This is a genomic window from Rhodococcus sp. Z6_132 (genome assembly GCF_058133635.1).
The window spans coordinates 737548-753134 of record NZ_JBYUNP010000002.1 but is presented as its reverse complement, the minus strand read 5'-3'; the positions used below and the strand labels follow the sequence as shown (position 1 = coordinate 753134).

Genomic DNA, 15587 nt, shown 5'->3' with positions numbered 1-15587 from the left:
TGGCCGTCTGACGGCGTCGATCACCCGTGCGGACCTGCTTGCGGCCTACCTTACCGGCCTGTGCGCGTGGGTTCTAACCCTCGTCCAGCATGTCTGCGGTGACCACGGACTCGGTGTCAGGAACACCGGTCTCCCTGGCTCGGCGGTCGGCCATGGACAGCAGCCGGCGAATACGTCCGGCCACCGCGTCCTTGGTCATCGGCGGGTCGGCCAGCTGCCCCAGCTCCTCCAGCGAGGCCTGCCGGTGCTGCACCCGCAGCGTGCCCGCCGCCGCGAGGTGCTCGGGCACGTCGTCACCCAGGATCTGCAGCGCGCGGTCCACCCGGGCCGCCGCCGCCACCGCCGCGCGGGCGGAGCGGCGCAGGTTCGCGTCGTCGAAGTTGGCCAGCCGGTTGGCGGTGGCCCGGACCTCGCGCCGCATCCGGCGCTCCTCCCAGGTCAGCCGCACGTCCTGGGCACCCATCTTGGTGAGCAGCGCACCGATGGCCTCCCCGTCGCGCACCACCACCCGGTCGGCACCGCGGACCTCACGTGCCTTGGCGGTGATGCCCAGCCGGCGGGCGGCCCCCACCAGCGCCATGGCCGCCTCAGGTCCCGGGCAGCCCACCTCCATGGCGGAGGAGCGGCCGGGCTCGGTGAGCGAGCCGTGGGCGAGGAACGCGCCCCGCCACGCGGCCTCGGCGTCGCAGAGCCCGCCGGCCACCACGGGCGCGGGCAGGCCGCGCACCGGACGGCCGCGGGGGTCGAGCAGCCCGGTCTGGCGGGCCAGTGCCTCACCGTCCTTGACCACCCGCACCATGTACCGGGTGCCCTTGCGCAGCCCGCCCGGGCTGAGCACGTGTACGTCGGAGGGGTAGCCGTACACCTCGTGGATGGCCTTGCGCAGCCGCCGGGCCACCGAGCCCGCGTCCACCTCGGCCTCCACCACGACCCGCCCGGCCACGATGTGCAGACCGCCCGAGAAGCGCAGGAGCGAAGCCACCTCGGCTCGGCGACAGCAGGTCTTGGTCGTCTCCAACCTGCTCAGCTCGTCCTTTACCGCTGCGGTCATCGCCACGCTGGCGCATCCTCTCCATCGATGGGGTCTGGGGTGACCGGGTGTGGGCTGCTCGGCCCTGGGGTGACCCGGTCTGCGGCGACGGTTCCCGCCGCCTCCGCCTCGGCGGAGCCGCCCTGGGCGAGGATGTCGGCCAGCACCTGGCCGAGCAGCGCCGGGTCGTGCGTCTCGGTGTCCTCCTTGGCCACGTCCGCGACCACCAGCCGTGCACCCAGCCGCTGGGCAACCCGGCTGACCTGCTCGGTCTCCTTGCCCGGGTGCACCGAGCGGCGGTCGACGACCACCGCGTCGAGGCGAAGCCCGGGAGCGTGCTGCGAGAGTACGTGCAGGTGTCGCTCGGTGCTGAACCCCGCCGTCTCCCCGGGCTGGGGGGCGAGGTTCAGCACCGCCACCCGCAGCGCCCTGGTGTTCAGCATCGCGGCCAGCAGCTCGGGCACCAGCACGTGCGGGATCACGCTGGAGAACCAGGAACCGGGGCCGAGCACCACCAGATCGGCGGCGAGCACCGCGGCCACCGCCTCCGAGCACGCCGTCGGCTTGGGCGGCAGCAGTCGCACCCGGCGGACCTGCCCGGCGGTGGTGGCCACCGCGACCTGGCCGCGGATGGCGGTGGAGACGCGGGGGTCGTCCTGCAGCCCGGCCACGTCGGCCTCGATCTCCAGCGGGACCCGGCTCATCGGCAGCACCCGGCCCTGCAGGCCGAGCAGCGAGCCCACCGTGTCCAGCGCGGCCACCGGGTCGCCCAGCACCTCGGCCAGGCCGGTGATGAGCAGGTTGCCCACCGGGTGCCCGGCGAGCGCGCCGTGCCCGCCAAAGCGGTGCTGCACCGCGGTCGACCACAGCCGGCCGTGCTCGCTGTCCGCCGCCAGGGCGGCCAGCGCCATCCGCAGGTCGCCGGGCGGCAGGGCACCGAGCTCGCGGCGCAGCCGCCCCGAGGAGCCGCCGTCGTCGGCCACGGTGACCACCGCGGTGACGTTCTCGCCCAGGTGGCGCGCGGCGCGGAGGGTGGCGTGCAGACCGTGTCCTCCGCCCAGCGCCACCACCGTCGGCGCGGGGGTGCTCACTCCCGTCCCAGGTCTCGGTGCACGACCTGCACGGTCAGGTTGTCGATCTCGCTGAGCCGCTGGGCCAGCTGCTCGCTGATGGCCACGCTGCGGTGCTTGCCGCCGGTGCAGCCCACGGCGAGGGTGAGGTAGCGCTTGCCCTCGCGCCGGTAGCCGGCGCTCATCAGCCGCAGCAGATCGTGGTAGCGGTCCAGGAACTCCGCCGCACCCTCCTGGCCGAGCACGTAGTCGCGCACCGACGGGTCCTGCCCGGTGTTGTTGCGCAGCTCCGGCAGCCAGTGCGGGTTGGGCAGGAACCGCACGTCGACCACCAGGTCGGCGTCCATCGGCAGCCCGTACTTGTAGCCGAAGGACAGCACCATCACCTTGGTCTGCGTGGTCGCCTCGGTGCCGAAGGCGTCGTCGATCTTCTGGCGCAGGTCGTGCACCGACAGCGAGGTGGTGTCGATGACCAGGTCGGCCTCGGCGCGCAGCGGCGCGAGCAGCTCGCGCTCCTTGGCGATGCCGTCGGCCAGGCGGCCGTCGCCCTGCAGCGGGTGGCTGCGGCGGACCTGCTCGAAGCGCCGGATGAGCAGCGCGTCGGAGGCCTCCAGGAACAGCACCCGTGGGCGCAGCGTCTTGGCGTCGAGCTGGCGGATCACGTCGGCCAGGTCGGTGGTGAACCCACGGCTGCGCACGTCCATCACCACGGCGATCTTGGTGAGCCCCGCCCGGGACTGGGCCCCGAGGTCGACGACGGTGGAGATGAGCTCGGGTGGCAGGTTGTCCACCACGAACCAGCCCAGGTCCTCCAGCACCTTGGCCGCGGTGCTGCGCCCCGCCCCGGACAGGCCGGTGACGATGGCCACCTCGACACCGGTGGGTTCTGCACCCCCCGGGTCTGGGCTGGCCGTCTCGGTCGCGACCTCCGGCTCGGTGCTCACGCGCGGTCCCCCTGCTCTGCAGTCACTGGTGCATCATCCTCTCCGCGCAGCGCGGTGAGAACCGCACGCGCCGTGGTCGCCCCCACACCGGGGACCTCGACGATCTGCTCGAGGCTGGCCTTGCGCAGGCGCGCAACGGATCCGAAGTGCGAGACCAGGGCGTTGCGACGACTTTCCCCCAGACCCGGCACCGAGTCCAGTGCCGAGGCCGTCATCCGCTTGCTGCGCTTGCTGCGGTGGAAGGTGATGGCGAAGCGGTGCGCCTCGTCGCGGATGCGCTGCAGCAGGTACAGCTCCTCGCTGCTGCGCGGCAGGATCACCGGGTCCTCCTCCCCCGGCACCCACACCTCCTCCAGGCGCTTGGCCAGCCCGACCACCGCCACGTCGCGCACCCCGAGCTCGTCGAGCACCGCGGCCGCGGCCGCCACCTGGGGCGCACCGCCGTCCACCACGTAGAGGTTGGGCGGGTAGGCGAAGCGCCGCGGACGGCCGGTGCTGGAGTCCAGCGGCGCCGCCTCCACCGGGGCAGCGGCGGGCTCGGTGCTGGCCGGGACGGCGGCGTCGGTGGGCAGCGCCGGCTCGGGCGAGGCCCCCGACTCCGGTGGGGTGGTGCTGGTGTGGTGGCGCAGGAACCGGCGCCGGGTGACCTCGGCGATGCTGGCCACGTCGTCGGAGTGCCCGCCGCCGGCGGCCTCCTTGATGGCGTAGTGCCGGTAGTCGGACTTGCGGGGCAGGCCATCCTCGAACACCACCAGCGACGCCACCACGTCGGTGCCCTGCACGTGGCTGACGTCCACGCACTCGATGCGCAGCGGCGCGGAGTCCAGCCCGAGGGAGCGCTGCAGCCCCTGCAGCGCCGCCGAGCGGGAGGTGAGGTCACCGGCGCGGCGCAGCTTGTGCTGGGCGAACGCCTCCTGGGCGTTGCGCGCCACCGTGGCGGCCAGGTCGCGCTTGTCCCCGCGCTGCGGCACCCGCAGGCGCACCTTGGAGCCGCGCAGCCCGCTGAGCCACTGCTCCAGCGCCTCGGAGTCCTCGGGCAGCTGGGGCAGCAGCACCTCGCGGGGCACCTGCTCGGCCGGGCTCGCGGTGCCGTCGGCCAGCGCGGCCTGCTCGCCGTAGAACTGGGTGAGGAACTGCTCCACCAGGTACGCGGTGGCGGCGGCGCTCAGCCCGTCGCCCGCCGGGTTGTGGTCGGCGGAGTCGTCGTCGCCCGCCAGGTCGCCGGTGAGCTCCACCACCCAGCCGCGCTGGCCGCGCACCCGGCCGCCGCGCACGTGGAACACCTGCACCGCAGCCTCGAGGTCGTCCCCGGCGAAGGCCACCACGTCGGCGTCCGTGCCGTCGCCCAGCACCACCGCCTGCTTCTCCATGGCCCGCCGCAGCGCCCCCACGTCGTCGCGCAGCCGGGCCGCGCGCTCGAAGTCGAGCTCGTCCGACGCCGCCTGCATCTGCTTCTCCAGCTGGCGCACCAGCTTGTCCGTGCGCCCGGCGAGGAAGTCGCAGAAGTCCTCCACGATCTCCCGGTGCTCCTCGGCGCTGACCGCGCCGGTGCACGGGGCGGAGCACTTGTCGATGTAGCCCAGCAGACAGGGCCGGTCGATCTGCTTGTGGCGGTTGAACACCCCGGTGGAGCAGGTGCGAGCCGGGAACACCCGCAGCAGCAGGTCCAGGGTCTCGCGGATGGCCCAGGCGTGGGCGTACGGACCGAAGTAGCGCACCCCCTTCTTCTTGGGGCCGCGGTAGACGAACAGCCGCGGGTACTTCTCGTTCAGCGTCACCGCGAGCACCGGGTAGGTCTTGTCGTCGCGGTAGCGGACGTTGAACCGCGGGTCGAACTCCTTGATCCAGTTGTACTCCAGCTGCAGCGCCTCGACCTCGGTGCCGACCACGGTCCACTCCACGCTGGCGGCGGTGGTGACCATCTGCCGGGTGCGCGGGTGCAGGCCGGACAGGTCGGCGAAGTAGGAGCTGAGCCGGCTGCGCAGGCTCTTGGCCTTGCCGACGTAGATGACGCGGCCGTGTGGGTCGCGGAACTTGTAGACCCCCGGCTGGTCCGGGATGGTGCCCGGAGCTGGACGGTAGGTGGACGGGTCAGGCACGGCTCAAGGCTAGGCCAGCACCACGTCAGGTCCGCTGACGGTCACCGCGACCGGCACCAGCGGCGTGCGGGCCGGGCCCTGCCGCACCGCGCCGTCGGCGGCGCTGAAGCGGCTGCCGTGCGCCGGGCACACCACCACCCCGTCCGATGGCGGGCTGACGATGCTGCCGGCGTGCGGGCACGCGGCCTGGTAGGCCTTGACGGTGCCGGCGGTGGGCTGGGTGAGCAGCACCTTGCCGTCCGGGCCGTTGACCACCGCGCCGCCGCCCACGGGGACCTCGGCCAGGGCGGCCAGCGCCGTCCCTGGCTCCGCGCTGACCGGCGGGGTGCCGCCGCCCACCTTGCCGGCGGAGCAGGCAGCCAGCGCGCCGGGGGCGAGCAGGCCCAGGCCCAGGCCGCACAGCACGGTGCGGCGGGTGGTGCGCGGGGTCGAGCGGGTGTTCTGGTGGTCGGTGTCCTGGTGGTGCACGCTCATCGGTCTCGCTGGCTCCGGGTGGTGTCGCCGTAGGTGCGGTACATCTCGCGCAGCCGGTCCATCGCCGTCACCGCACGGTCCCCGTCGGTGGACTGCAGCGCCAGGATGGTGGCGTACTCGTCGTCGGGCAGCTCGATGCGGGCGAAGGACGAGCCCGGCGGGAAGCTGACGTCCTCCACCACCTCCCACGGGTACAGCTTCTCGCCGAGCACGTTGCGCACGGCGATGCCCGCGGCGCCCGCGCGCAGCCGGGGTCGGGCCAGCAGCAGCACGGCGCCGGCCATCAGCAGGCCGAACACCGCCATGGCCACCTGGTCGGCGGGACGGAAGTACACGCCGGTCCGGTCGCCGTGCAGCAGCAGGGCGATGGTCACCCAGAAGATGGCGATGGCCGCGGCGGCCACCACGGCCACCCGGCTGGTGCGTCGGGGGCGGGCCACCAGCACGACGAGCTCGTCGGGGGCAGGGGCGGCGCTGCGGTCGGCGGAGGGGGTGTCGGTCATGGCACTCATGCTTCTGTCTGGGTGCGTGCTTCTGCTTGCGTGCGCAGCTGGCGCAGGGTGAGCGCGGCGTCCAGGGCCGCCGCGGTGGCCTGTCCGCCCTTGTCCTCGGCGGAGTCGGGGAAGCCGGCCCGGTCGGTCGCCTGGTCCATGGTCTCGGTGGTGAGGACGCCGTTGCCGACCGGCGTGCCCTCGTCCAGGGCCACCCGGGTGAGCCCGGAGGTCACCGCGTCGCAGACGTACTCGAAGTGCGGGGTGCCGCCCCGCACCACCAGCCCGAGCGCCACCACCGCGTCGTGGGTGCGGGCCAGCTGCTGGGCGACGACGGGCAGCTCCACCGCACCGGCCACGCGGACGGTGGTGGGGCTGCGAACGCCGGCCTGCTCGGCCACCCGCAGCGCGCAGCCGACCAGCTGGTCGGTGATCTCGGCGTGCCAGCGGGTGGCCACCACGGCCAGGGTGAGCCCAGCCGCGTCGGCCGGGACCAGCTCCGGGTTTCCCTCGCCGCTCACGAGCGCCCGCTCGCCGGGACGTGCGGCAGGTCGAGACCGGCGGGCACGGTGTCGCCGAGCTCGCCGTCGGGCACGTCGTCCAGGCCCTCCAGGTCGTGGCCCATCCGGTCGCGCTTGGTGCGCAGGTAGCGCAGGTTCTCCGGGTTGGCCCGCACCGGCATGGCCACCCGCTCGGTGATGCGCAGCCCGTAGCCGTCCAGCCCCACGCGCTTGGCGGGGTTGTTGGTGAGCAGCCGCATGGACTGCACGCCCAGGTTCACCAGGATCTGGGCGCCGATGCCGTAGTCCCGGGCGTCGGCGGGCAGACCCAGCAGCAGGTTCGCGTCCACTGTGTCGGACCCGGCGTCCTGCAGCTCGTAGGCCTGCAGCTTGTGCATCAGACCGATGCCGCGGCCCTCGTGGCCACGCATGTAGAGCACCACACCGCGGTTCTCCGCGGCCACCGCGGCGAGGGCGGCGTCCAACTGGGTGCCGCAGTCGCAGCGCAGCGAGCCGAACACGTCGCCGGTGAGGCACTCCGAGTGCACCCGCACCAGCAGGTCCTCGCCGTCGCCGATGGAGCCCCGGACCAGGGCCACGTGCTCCACGCCGTCGTAGAGGCTGCGAAAGCCCACCGCCACGAAGTCGCCGTAGACGGTGGGGATGCGGGCCTCGGCCACCCGCTCCACCTGCTGCTCGTTGCGGCGGCGCCAGGTGATCAGGTCGGCGATGGAGATCAGGGCCAGGTCGTGGGCGTCGGCGAACTCGCGCAGCTCGTCGGTGCGCGCCATCTCGCCGGGCTCCCGCTTGCTGACCACCTCGCAGATGACGCCCGCGGGCTGCAGCCCCGCTAGCCGGGCCAGGTCGACCGCGGCCTCGGTGTGCCCGGGACGGCGCAGCACGCCGCCCTCCTTGGCCCGCAGCGGCACCACGTGCCCGGGCCGGGTGAGCGAGTGGGCTCCCGCCGCCGGGTCGGCCAGCGTGCGGATGGTGGTGGAGCGGTCGGTGGCGGAGATGCCCGTGCCGATGCCCTCGCGGGCGTCCACGGTGACCGTGTAGGCGGTGCCGTGCTTGTCCTGGTTGGTGGAGTACATCGGCGGCAGCCCGAGGCGGTCGCAGTCCTCACCGAGCAGCGGCACGCACACGTAGCCCGAGGTGTGCTCGACCATGAAGGCCACCAGCTCGGGGGTGGACTTCTCCGCGGCGAAGATCAGGTCGCCCTCGTTCTCGCGGTCCTCGTCGTCCACGACGACGACCGCCTTGCCCGCCGCGATGTCCGCGACGGCGCGCTCGATGCTGTCGAACCTGCTCACGTGCCTGCCTCCGTCTGTGTCACCGCATGATCCCACGCCTGGCCACCGGCACCGCCGGCCAGGTGCAGTCGCTCGACGTACTTGGCGATGACGTCAACCTCCAGGTTGACCACGGTGCCGGGCTGAGCCCGGCCCAGCGTGGTCAGCTCCAGCGTGGTGGGGATGAGCGAGACGGTGAACGAGCTGTCGTCCAGCGCGGCCACGGTGAGCGAGACTCCGTCGACGGTGATCGAGCCCTTCTCCACCACGTAGCGGGCGATGCTCTGCGGCAGGGAGATCCGCACCAGCTCCCAGTGCTCGGAGGGGGTGCGCTGCAGCACCTCGCCGGTGCCGTCCACGTGGCCCTGCACCAGGTGCCCGCCCAGGCGGCTGCTCAGCGAGGCGGCCCGCTCCAGGTTGACCACGCTGTCGGCGGTCAGCCCGCCCAGGCTGCTGCGCCGCAGGGTCTCGTGCATCACGTCCGCGGTGAAGGCGCCCTCGCCGAGCACGTCCACCACGGTCAGGCACACGCCGTTGACCGCGATGGAGTCGCCGTGCTTGGCGTCGGAGGTGACCACCGGTCCCTGCACGGTGAACCGCGCGGCGTCCGCGAGGTCCTCCTTGGCCACCACGTGGCCGAGCTCCTCGACAATTCCGGTGAACACGTCAGTCCGCCTCTCCTCGGCCACCCATCGGCCCCGCACTCACTCGTGGGACCGCACTCACTCGCACGTCGTTGCCCAGCAGCTGGACGTCTTCGGTCACCATCTGCAACGCATCGGTCATGGTGCGTACTCCAGCATCCCCCAGGGCCGCCACCCCCGACCCCAGCAGGGTGGGCGCGATGTAAGCAACGACACGGTCGACCAGCCCCGCGGCGACGAACGCCCCGGCCAGGGTGGCGCCGCCCTCGAGCAGCACGTCGTCCAGCCCGTCCAGCGCGGCCAGCACCTCGCGGGGGTCGTGGGTGCGCACCAGCAGGGTCTCCGCGCTGTCGTCGAGCACCTTGGCGTCGCGGGGCAGCTCCCGGGTGCCGACCACCACCCGCAGCGGCTGGTGCGCAGCCAGGCTGCCGTCCGGGAGCCGAGCGGTGAGCCACGGGTCGTCGGCCAGCACGGTGCCGGTGCCCACCACGATGGCGTCCAGGTGGGCCCGCTCGGCGTGCACCTGGGCGCGGGCCTGCTCGCCGGTCACCCAGCGGCTGGTGCCGTCGGCGGCGGCGGTGCGCCCGTCCAGGGTGGCGGCCAGCTTGTAGGTGACGTGCGGACGTCCGGTGCGCTGCCGGTGCAGCCAGGCCCGCAGAGCACCGCGGGTGACCACCTGGTGCGGCGCGTGCACCGCGGTGACGCCGTGCTCGGCCAGGTGCGCAGCTCCCCCGGCGGCCGCGGGGTTGGGGTCGGCGACGGCGTAGTGCACGGCGGCGATGCCGGCCTCGACCAGCGCGGCGGTGCACGGCGGGGTGCGGCCGTGGTGGTTGCACGGCTCCAGGGTGACCACGGCGGTGCCGCCCCTGGCCGCCGCGCCGGCCTGGCGCAGCGCCTGCACCTCCGCGTGCGGACCGCCGGCCGGGGCGGTGCCACCCGCGCCCACCACGATGCCGCCGGCGTTGAGGATGACGCAGCCCACCGGCGGGTTGGGGGCGGTGGTGCCGCGGACGCGCTCCCCCTGCGCGGCGGCCAGCTCCATGGCGGCGTCCACCGACACCGGGTGGGTGCCGCGCGGGTCCTGCTCCTCGCGCTGGTCCTCGTGCTTGCTCACCGGCGGCGCTCAGCCCAGCAGGTGGGCGGAGGACCCGGCCGCGCTCGTGCGCAGCGCCGCCACGGCCGCGGCGGGGTCCTCGGCGCCGTAGACCGCGGAGCCGGCCACGAAGCAGTCCACGCCGGCCTCGGCGGCAGCGTGCACGGTGTCGGCGTTGATGCCGCCGTCGATCTCCACCAGCAGGGTGAGGTGCCCGGTGTCCACCAGGTTGCGCACCGTGCGGGCCTTGCCGAGCACCTCGGGCATGAACGACTGGCCGCCGAAGCCGGGCTCCACGCTCATCACCAGCAGGGTGTCGAACTCGCGCAGCACCTCGAGGTAGTCCTCGATGGGCGTGCCGGGCTTGACGCTGAGCCCGGCCTTGGCACCGGCGGCGCGAATGTCCCGGGCCACCGCCACCGGGTCGTCGGTGGCCTCGGCGTGGATGGTGACGTTGTGCGCACCGGCCTCGGCGTACCCGGGTGCCCAGCGACCGGGGTCGTCGATCATCAGGTGACAGTCCAGCGGGATGTCGGTGGCCTTGAGCAGGCTCTCCACCACCGGCAGACCCAGGGTGAGGTTGGGCACGAAGTGCGCGTCCATCACGTCCACGTGCAGCCAGTCGGCCCCGTGCACGGCCGCGGCCTCCTCGGCGAGACGGGCGAAGTCGGCGGACAGGATGGACGGGGCGATCATCGGCGCAGCCACGGTGCAGCAGTCTAGGCGCCGCGCCCGGGTCACCCGTGTCCCCGTGCGCCTGTCCCCGTGCGCCCCTGCGCCTCTGTCCCGTGCCGCCTGTGCCCCTGTGCCCCTGTGCCCCTGTGCCCCTGTGCCCCTGTGTCCCGTGCCCCTGTGTCTCGGGCCGCGGCGGCCCGCCCGCTCAGCTGCGGGTGAGTGCGGCCAGGAACATGGCGTCGGTGCCCTGGCGGTGCGGCCACAGCTGCGCGTGCGGGCCGTCGCCGAGGCGGTCCACGCCGGGCAGCAGCTCGCGGACGTCCAGCTGGGTGGCACCGCTGCGGCGCACCGCGTCGGCCACCACCGAGGTGGTCTCGGACAGGTGCGGCGAGCAGGTGGCGTAGAGCACCACGCCGCCCGGGCGGACCAGGCGCAGCGCTGAGGCCAGCAGCTGGCGCTGCAGCGCGGCCAGCTCGGGCACGTCGCTGGACTGGCGGCGCCAGCGCGCCTCGGGACGGCGGCGCAGGGCACCCAGGCCGGTGCAGGGGGCGTCCACCAGGACGCGGTCGTAGCCGGGCGTCAGGCCGGGGTCGCGGCCGTCCACCACGTGCACGTCCACCGGCAGGTCGCGGGTGGTCTTGCGCACCAGCTCGGCGCGGTGCGGGGTGGGCTCCACCGCGTCCACCCGGGCGCCGTCGATGGCCGCGATGGACGCCAGCAGCGCGGCCTTGCCGCCGGGGCCGGCGCACAGGTCCAGCCAGCGCCCGCCGTCCGGGCCGTCCAGCGGGGCCAGGGTGAGCGCACGGGCCACCAGCTGGCTGCCCTCGTCCTGCACCCCGGCCAGGCCCTCGCGAACCGCCTCGAGGTCGCCGGGGTCGCCACCGGCGTCGAGGTACACCGCGTAGGGCGAGTAGCGGCCCGGCTCGCCGCCGGTGACCGCGGCCAGCTCCTCGGCGCTCATCTCCCCCGGCCGCGCCACCAGGTGCACCGTGGGACGGGTGTCGTCGGCGGCCAGCGCCTCGGGCAGCTCGGCGGCCTCGGCGCCCAGGGAGTCGGCGAAGGCCTGGGCGATCCAGCGCGGGTGGGCGTGGGTGAACGCCAGCCGGCCCACCGGGTCCTCGGCGGCGTCCGGCGCCAGCTGCGCCACCCAGCCCGCCTCGTCCTGCTTGCTCACCTTGCGCAGCACCGCGTTGACGAAGCCGGCCCGGGCAGTGCCCTTCTCGGCGCGGGCCAGGTCCACGGCGGTGGACACCGCGGCGTGCATGGGCACCCGGGTGCGCAGCAGCTGGTAGGCGCCCAGCCGGAGGATGTCCAGCAGCACGCCGTCCACCTCCTCCAACGGGCGGTCCACGCACTCGCCGAGGACCGCGTCCAGCAGCCCCTGCGCGCGGCAGGTGCCGTAGGCCAGCTCGGTGGCCAGCGCGGCGTCGCGGCCGCTGATCTTGCGGTCGCGCAGCATCTTCGGCAGCACCAGGTTGGCGTAGGCGTCGCGCTCGCGCACCGCGGTGAGCACCTCGCGCACGGCGCCGCGCACGGGATCGACGTCCACCGGTCCCGCGGCGGGCCTGGGCCGGCGGCTGCCGCCGGTGCGCTTGGCCGGGCGGCGTGACTCAGTCATCGTGCGGTGGTCCTGTCCGTGGGGGTGTGCTGGGTGGTCTCGGGCTGGGTGGTCTCGTGGTGCGGGCTGTCGAGGCGGGCGGTGTCGTCCAGGCGGGCGCCGCGGGCCCAGTCGCCGGCGTTCATCATCTTCTTGCCCGGCGGCTGCACCTGGCTGAGCCGGACCGGCTGCGTGGCGGTTCCCACGAGCACACCGTCCTTGCCCACCTGCAGCTGCCCGGGCGGCAGGGCCGGCTCGTCCACCGGGAGCACCGGACCGAGCTTCAGCCGGACCTCGCCCATGGTGGTCCACGCGCCGGGCGCCGGGGTCACCGAGCGCACCACGCGGTCCACCGCCAGCGCGGGCAGCGTCCAGTCCACCCGCGCGTCGGCCGCAGTCACCTTGGGCGCCAGGGACACCCCGTCGGTGGGCTGCTCCACCGCCGTCAGGATGCCGTCCTCGATCCCGTCCATGGTGGAGCTCATCAGGGCCGCGCCGGAGTCGGCCAGCCGCGCCAGCAGCGCTCCCGCGGTGTCGTTGGGGCGGATGGTCTCGGTGACGATGCCGAACACCGGGCCGGTGTCCAGGCCCTCCTCGATGCGGAAGGTGCTGGCGCCGGTGACCGCGTCACCCGCACGGATCGCCGACTGCACGGGCGCGGCCCCGCGCCAGGCGGGCAGCAGCGAGAAGTGCAGGTTCACCCAGCCGTGCCGCGGGATGGCCAGGGCCGCCGGGCGCAGCAGGGCGCCGTAGGCGACCACCGGGCAGCAGTCCGGCTCCAACGCCCGCAGCTGGTCCAGGAAGTCTGGGTCCGAGGGCGACGTCGGGGTGAGCACCGGGACACCGTGGGCGTCGGCGAGCTGGCCGATCGGCGAGCGCACCACCTTGCGGCCGCGGCCGGCGGCGGCGTCGGGCCGGGTGATCACCGCGACCACCTCGTGGCGGGCGGAGCCGAGCAGGCGCTGCAGGGTGGGCACGGCGGGCTCGGGGGTGCCGGCGAAGACCAGCCGCACGTCAGCGCACCCCGCCGTGCAGGCCGAGCGGGTTGAGCTTGACGGTGGGCTGCTGCTCGCCGAACCACGGGGCGCTGCGGATCTCCCGCATGGCGGCCTTGCGGGCCTCGGCGTCCAGCCGGTCCAGGAAGAGCACGCCGTCGAGGTGGTCCACCTCGTGCTGGATGGCCCGGGCGAGCAGGCCGCTGCCCTCGATCTCCACCGGGTCGCCGTGCATGTTCCACCCGCGGGCCACCACCTGCAGGGCGCGGCGGCAGTCGTAGCGCAGGCCGGGGATGGACAGGCAACCTTCGGGGCCGTCCTGCTCCTCCTCCCCCACCACGTCGAAGGTGGGGTTGACCAGGTGGCCGGCGAAGCCGTCACAGTCGTAGGTGAACACGCGCAGCCCCACGCCCAGCTGCGGAGCGGCGATGCCCGCGCCGCCGTGCTCGGTCATGGTGTCGGTGAGGTCCTGCACCAGGGCGCGCAGCTCGGCGTCGAAGTCCACCACCTCGTCCGCGCGGGTGCGCAGCACCGGGTCACCGAAGAGTCGGACAGGCACGACGGACACGCAGGAGCTCCTCAGCGACGGGGTTGGTAGGTCAATTCTAGGGGGCGGTGGCGGCCCGGCTCAGCCGATGCGGTGCGGGTCCACCTGCACCCGCACCGACTCGGCGTCCTTGCGGGCGCTGCGTGCGGCCTGCGCCGCCGACAGCGCCGCGGACAGCGCCTTGCCCTGCTCGCGGGGCACCCGCAGCAGCATCCGCTCCCCGCCGTCGTCGATGTCCACCGGGCCGAGCAGCTGGGTTCCCTCGGGCTGCTCCACCGCCTCCACCAGGGCGGCCACCGCCTTCGGGGGCCCCTCCACCGCGGCCAGGTGCACCGCCGGCGGGAAGCCCACCTCCGCGCGGGAGTGCAGCTCGGTGGCGGCGTGGCCGACCGGGTCCCAGCGGACCAGGGCCTGCACGGTGGGCAGCTCCGACTCCGCGCCCACCACCACCTGCCCGCCCTGGCCGATCGGGCGCACCAGGGCGGCGGCGGCCATCCAGCGGCGCAGGGTCTCCTCCGCGGCGCGCAGGTCGGCCCGGCCCAGCAGCGCCCAGCCGTCCAGCAGCAGGGCGGCGCCGTAGCCACCCGGCACCACCGGCTCCGCGCCCGGCGTGGCCACCACGACCGCGGGGCCACGGGGCACCTCGGTGAGCACCGACGACCCGCCGGAGGTGCGCACCGGCACCCCGGGGAACGCCCGACCGAGCTCCTCGGCGGTGCGCCCGGCGCCCACCACCCGCGCCCGCAGCGCCCGCGACCCGCAGGCCGCGCAGCGGAACGCGGCGTCAGCCACCCCGCACCAGCGGCACACCGGGGTGGCCGCGCCGTCCGGGCCGGCGGCGGCCGGCAGCGACAGCGGTCCTGCGCAGCGCCGGCACCGGGCGGGCTCGCGGCAGCGGGCACAGCCCAGCGAAGGCACGTAGCCGCGGCGGGGCACCTGCACCAGCACCGGGGCGTCGGCGGCCAGGGCGGCGCGGGCGGCGGCGAAGGCCACCGCGGGCAGCCGGGAGGCGCGGGCGCCGGGGTCGCGCTCGAGCTGGACGTCGGTGTCGGCCACGGCGGTGATGCGGGGGCTGCGCTCGCGGAGCACCTCGCGGGGGGCGAGCAGGTCGTGCGCCCAGCCGGTCTCCACCAGCAGCTGCCCCTCGGCGGTGCGGGAGAAGCCACCCAGCAGCACCCCGGCGTGGTCGGCGTGGGCCCGCAGCAGCGCCACCTCGCGGGCGTGCGGGTACGGCGCGCGCAGCTCGGCGTGGGTGTCGTCGCCGTCGTCCCACACCACCACCAGACCGAGGTTGCGCAGCGGGGCGAACACCGCCGCGCGGGTGCCCACCACCACCCGTGCGGTGCCCCGCAGGGCGGCGAGCCAGCGCCGGTAGCGCGCCGACGGCCCTAGCGCGGCGGTCAGCTCCACCACGGTGTCGGCGTCCAGGGCGCCCACGCACGCGGCGTGCACCCGGTCCACGTCGCCCTGGTCGGGCACGATCACCAGCGCCGTGCGGCCGGCGCTCACCGTCCAGGCCACCGCCTCGGCGATGCGGGCGGGCCAGTCCTCGCCGGGCAGCGCCTGCCACACCGCACGCGGGGAGCGCTCCTGGCCCAGCGCCACCAGGTAGCGCTCGCCGTGGGTGTAGGCGGCCCAGGCGGGCGCCTCCGGCGGTGCCGGAGGGCAGCCCTGCACGGGCGGGGCGGCGTCGGTCTCCACCCGGGCGTGGCGGGCCGGGACGGCCAGGCGCAGCACGTCGGAGCGGGTGCCGGCGTAGCGGCCGGCCACGGTGCGTGCCAGCGCGGCGATCTCGGGGGTGAGCACCTGCTCCGGGGAGACCACCTTCTCCAGCCAGCCCAGCTTGCCGGTGTGCGCCGACGAAGCGGCGCGCTCCAGGACGAAGCCGTCCACCAGGCGGCCGGCGAAGCGGACGCGCACGCGCACCCCGGGCTGGGCGTCGTCGGACTGGGCTGCGTCGACGAGGTAGTCGAAGTCACGGTCGAGGTGAGCCAGCGGCACCATCAGCGCCACGCGGGCGACGGGCAGCTCGGGGGCGGCCGTGTGCTCGCTCTTCACCCGTACAGGTCTACCCACCATGTCCGACAGTGCACCCGGCGGGGCAGCTCACGTCAGGGCCGGGGCGGCCTGCTCGGT

Annotated in this window: 15 protein-coding genes; all 15 read right to left on the bottom strand. The window is 74.8% G+C overall.

Annotation, left to right across the window (positions count from 1 at the left end):
• Positions 1 to 73 precede the first annotated feature (73 nt).
• The 15 genes from whiA to AC3YO9_RS10140 all read right to left on the bottom strand — a co-directional run bounded on the left by whiA (position 74) and on the right by AC3YO9_RS10140 (position 15509).
• Positions 74 to 1057: a DNA-binding protein WhiA gene (gene whiA / locus AC3YO9_RS10210; RefSeq protein WP_127783119.1), complete on the bottom strand. Its 984-nt coding sequence runs from the start codon at positions 1055 to 1057 to the stop codon at positions 74 to 76.
• Positions 1048 to 2121, bottom strand: a complete 1074-nt coding sequence (locus AC3YO9_RS10205; protein WP_127783120.1) for a gluconeogenesis factor YvcK family protein — start codon at positions 2119 to 2121, stop codon at positions 1048 to 1050. The genes whiA and AC3YO9_RS10205 overlap by 10 nt, the downstream gene beginning before the upstream one ends.
• A complete protein-coding gene (gene rapZ / locus AC3YO9_RS10200; RefSeq protein WP_127783121.1) occupies positions 2118 to 3044 on the bottom strand; it encodes an RNase adapter RapZ in 927 nt (308 codons plus the stop codon). The genes AC3YO9_RS10205 and rapZ overlap by 4 nt, the downstream gene beginning before the upstream one ends.
• Positions 3041 to 5143: an excinuclease ABC subunit UvrC gene (gene uvrC / locus AC3YO9_RS10195; RefSeq protein ID WP_489983050.1), complete on the bottom strand. Its 2103-nt coding sequence runs from the start codon at positions 5141 to 5143 to the stop codon at positions 3041 to 3043. The genes rapZ and uvrC overlap by 4 nt, the downstream gene beginning before the upstream one ends.
• Positions 5144 to 5152: 9 nt before the next feature.
• Positions 5153 to 5617 (bottom strand): Rieske (2Fe-2S) protein, encoded by a 465-nt coding sequence (locus AC3YO9_RS10190; RefSeq protein WP_127783123.1) that lies wholly within the window; start codon positions 5615 to 5617, stop codon positions 5153 to 5155.
• Positions 5614 to 6120 (bottom strand): PH domain-containing protein, encoded by a 507-nt coding sequence (locus AC3YO9_RS10185; RefSeq protein WP_489983049.1) that lies wholly within the window; start codon positions 6118 to 6120, stop codon positions 5614 to 5616. The genes AC3YO9_RS10190 and AC3YO9_RS10185 overlap by 4 nt, the downstream gene beginning before the upstream one ends.
• 5 nt (positions 6121 to 6125) lie before the next feature.
• Positions 6126 to 6629 (bottom strand): 6,7-dimethyl-8-ribityllumazine synthase, encoded by a 504-nt coding sequence (gene ribH, locus AC3YO9_RS10180; protein WP_489983048.1) that lies wholly within the window; start codon positions 6627 to 6629, stop codon positions 6126 to 6128.
• The gene (locus AC3YO9_RS10175; protein WP_127783126.1) at positions 6626 to 7921 is read right to left on the bottom strand and encodes a bifunctional 3,4-dihydroxy-2-butanone-4-phosphate synthase/GTP cyclohydrolase II; all 1296 of its coding nucleotides are present in this window, start codon (positions 7919 to 7921) and stop codon (positions 6626 to 6628) included. Before AC3YO9_RS10175 ends, ribH begins: the two co-directional genes overlap by 4 nt.
• The gene (locus AC3YO9_RS10170; RefSeq protein ID WP_489983047.1) at positions 7918 to 8565 is read right to left on the bottom strand and encodes a riboflavin synthase; all 648 of its coding nucleotides are present in this window, start codon (positions 8563 to 8565) and stop codon (positions 7918 to 7920) included. Before AC3YO9_RS10170 ends, AC3YO9_RS10175 begins: the two co-directional genes overlap by 4 nt.
• Position 8566: 1 nt before the next feature.
• On the bottom strand, positions 8567 to 9586 hold the full coding sequence (gene ribD, locus AC3YO9_RS10165; RefSeq protein WP_489983458.1) for a bifunctional diaminohydroxyphosphoribosylaminopyrimidine deaminase/5-amino-6-(5-phosphoribosylamino)uracil reductase RibD: 1020 nt from the start codon (positions 9584 to 9586) through the stop codon (positions 8567 to 8569).
• Positions 9587 to 9667: 81 nt separating this feature from the next.
• Positions 9668 to 10345, bottom strand: coding sequence for a ribulose-phosphate 3-epimerase (gene rpe / locus AC3YO9_RS10160; protein ID WP_489983046.1), 678 nt, complete (start codon positions 10343 to 10345; stop codon positions 9668 to 9670).
• A gap of 172 nt (positions 10346 to 10517) precedes the next feature.
• Positions 10518 to 11930 (bottom strand): RsmB/NOP family class I SAM-dependent RNA methyltransferase, encoded by a 1413-nt coding sequence (locus AC3YO9_RS10155; protein ID WP_127783129.1) that lies wholly within the window; start codon positions 11928 to 11930, stop codon positions 10518 to 10520.
• Entirely contained in the window at positions 11927 to 12922 is a 996-nt protein-coding gene (fmt, locus tag AC3YO9_RS10150; protein WP_489983045.1) for a methionyl-tRNA formyltransferase, read from the bottom strand. Before fmt ends, AC3YO9_RS10155 begins: the two co-directional genes overlap by 4 nt.
• A 1-nt stretch (position 12923) precedes the next feature.
• Positions 12924 to 13472, bottom strand: a complete 549-nt coding sequence (gene def, locus AC3YO9_RS10145) for a peptide deformylase (protein WP_127783131.1) — start codon at positions 13470 to 13472, stop codon at positions 12924 to 12926.
• Between the two features lie 60 nt (positions 13473 to 13532).
• Complete coding sequence (locus AC3YO9_RS10140; protein ID WP_489983044.1) at positions 13533 to 15509, bottom strand: primosomal protein N'; 1977 nt, start codon at positions 15507 to 15509, stop codon at positions 13533 to 13535.
• Between the last annotated feature and the right edge of the window lie 78 nt (positions 15510 to 15587).